This window comes from Kitasatospora sp. NPDC051914 (assembly GCF_040680995.1).
In the GTDB taxonomy this organism is placed as follows: Bacteria; Actinomycetota; Actinomycetes; order Streptomycetales; family Streptomycetaceae; genus Kitasatospora.
In genome coordinates, this window is the sequence record NZ_JBFAXX010000161.1 from 1 (window position 1) to 1,431 (window position 1,431).

Below are 1,431 nucleotides of genomic sequence, written 5' to 3' on the forward strand. Positions count from 1 at the left end.
GGTTGCGTCCAGGGAAGTGGTGTACGGGTTCCACCCGTTCCGGGGGTTTCGTCCCGGTAGCGGGTGTCGCCTGAGAACGTAAGACGGCCACCGGCTGATCCTTCGAGAACGACCAAGCTCTTGAAGGAGAACAGCACGATGACCGCACCTGACAGTGTGCCCTTCGCCGCCCTGCTGGAGGAGAACCTCGCCTCGGCGAGTCCCGATCTGTTGCGGGCGATGGTGAAGACGTTCGCCGAGGCGATGATGTCCGCCGACGTCGACCGCGCCTGCGGCGGCGAGTACGGACGGCCGAGCGAGGAGCGCGTCAACTCCCGCAACGGCTACCGGCATCGGGACTGGGACACCCGAGTCGGCACCATCGATCTGGCGATCCCGCGTGTCCGCTCGGGCTCGTACTTCCCCAGCTGGCTGCTGGAGCGCCGGCGCCGGGCCGAGCAGGCGCTGATCAGCGTGGTCGCGACCTGCTACCTGCTCGGCGTCTCGACGCGGCGGGTGGAGAAGCTCGCCGAGACCATGGGCGTCACCCAGCTGTCGAAGTCACAAGTGAGCGACATGGCAAAGCATTTGGACGAGCGGGTGGCCGAGTTCCGAGGCCGCCCGCTCGACCAGGGCCCCTACACGTTCGTCTGGGTCGACGCCCTGACCCAGAAGGTCCGCGAGGGCGGGAGGGTCGTCAACGTCCACTGCCTGGTCGCGGTCGGCGTCAACAACGAGGGCCAGCGCGAGGTGCTGGGCCTGGACGTCGCCTCCAGCGAGGACGGCGCCGGCTGGCTCGCCTTCCTCCGATCCCTGGTCGCCCGCGGCCTGAGCGGGGTCAAGCTGGTGGTCTCCGACGCCCACGCCGGTCTCGTCAACGCGATCGGCGCCACCCTGCCCGGCGCGTCCTGGCAACGCTGTCGAACGCATTACGCCAGGAGCCTGCTCTCGCAGGTTCCGAAGTCCGCCCAGCCCTGGGTCGCCACCCTGCTGCGGACCGTCTTCGAACAGCCCGACGCGAAGGCCGTGCGCCAGCAGATGGCCACCGTCATCGCCACCCTCGACGAGCGATTCCCCAAAGCCGCAGAGCACTTGGAGAGCGCCCGCGAGGACCTGCTCGCCTTCGCCGCCTTCCCCCGAACGGTCTGGAAGTCGATCTGGTCGAACAACCCGCAGGAACGCCTGAACAAGGAGATCCGGCGCCGCACCGACGTCGTCGGGATCTTCCCCGACCGCGCCGCCATCGTCCGCCTGATCGGCGCGGTCCTGGCCGAGCAGAGCGACGAATGGGCCGAACAGCGCCGCTACATCGGATCCGAGATCCTCGGCCGCTGCCGCCTCCACCCGATCGAGGGAGAAACCCCCGACGAGACCATCACGACAGCCCTTACCGCCTAGCCTGAAACCGGATCACCGAGTGGCCGTCGATACACCACTCCGGCGGACGTGACC

Annotated in this window: 1 protein-coding gene; it reads left to right on the plus strand. The window is 68.5% G+C overall.

The annotated features are described in order from the left end of the window. The first annotated feature begins 138 nt into the window (after window positions 1-138). Entirely contained in the window at window positions 139-1,377 is a 1,239-nt protein-coding gene (locus AB0M03_RS39625) for an IS256 family transposase (RefSeq protein ID WP_363501701.1), read from the plus strand. The last annotated feature ends 54 nt before the right edge of the window (window positions 1,378-1,431 follow it).

Coding starts and splice junctions, on each gene's coding strand:
- AB0M03_RS39625 (WP_363501701.1), top strand. CDS start 139: ATGACCGCACCTGACAGTGTGCCCTTCGCCGCCCTGCTGGAGGAGAAC.